Raw genomic sequence first — 620 nt, 5'->3', positions numbered from 1 at the left:
TTGAAATCGCTCGCCAAGGCGAGTGATTTTAGGGGCGGTCTTATGGCAGTACGGGCAGGTGCTTTCAAAAAAGAACACCAGGGCATATTGGTTTTGCATGGCAGCGTGTGCGCTGGCGGCATGAATCAAAAAAGCAAGCACAAGGGTACGAAGAAATGGCATAGCGCCTCCTGACGTTTTAGGGGAAAAGAAGAAATAAAAGAAACGGAACATCATTTAAGAGAGCGATATGGATGAAGTTGCTTTAAAAATCCGATTGCTCAAAGTGGGTGGCGACGTTGTAAAAGCGGCCAACTAAATCATTTTGACTGATCCAGCCGTACGCCAGTGGCTTCATCTCTCCAGTGCTTGGGTGCACTAAAATTAATGCCGGTGTAAAAGGCACCGCTATTTTGCCTTGGTTGTGGCGGTTTTCTTTGAGGTGAGTGATGAAGGTTTCATCATTACTGATGCCCAATAATTCAAAATGGTATTGGTCAGCAAACGCTTGAATGGACAGGGCGAGTTGCTGGCTGAGCGTATCTTTTCCTTCATAAACAAAGAAAAAGCCCCATCCGTCTTGTTTCATCTTTTCAACCGCGTCGGTTTTCTTCTTATCCTCCAGTGCTAAATACACTTGT

At 45.3% G+C, this 620-nt stretch carries 2 protein-coding genes; both read right to left on the bottom strand.

All coding sequences use genetic code 11. The features are described from left to right. The coding region (gene traF / locus AB4653_RS23900; RefSeq protein ID WP_240798350.1) for a conjugal transfer protein TraF at window positions 1–99 on the bottom strand (99 nt) is incomplete at its 3' end. Window positions 100–244: 145 nt separating this feature from the next. Further along, on the bottom strand, window positions 245–620 hold a 376-nt coding region (traF, locus tag AB4653_RS23895), incomplete at its 5' end, for a conjugal transfer protein TraF (RefSeq protein ID WP_372105489.1).

It is taken from the genome of Vibrio sp. 10N.222.48.A3, from assembly GCF_041475345.1.
In the GTDB taxonomy this organism is placed as follows: Bacteria; Pseudomonadota; Gammaproteobacteria; order Enterobacterales; family Vibrionaceae; genus Vibrio; species Vibrio tasmaniensis_A.
This window is presented reverse-complemented; position numbering and strand designations above follow the sequence as displayed.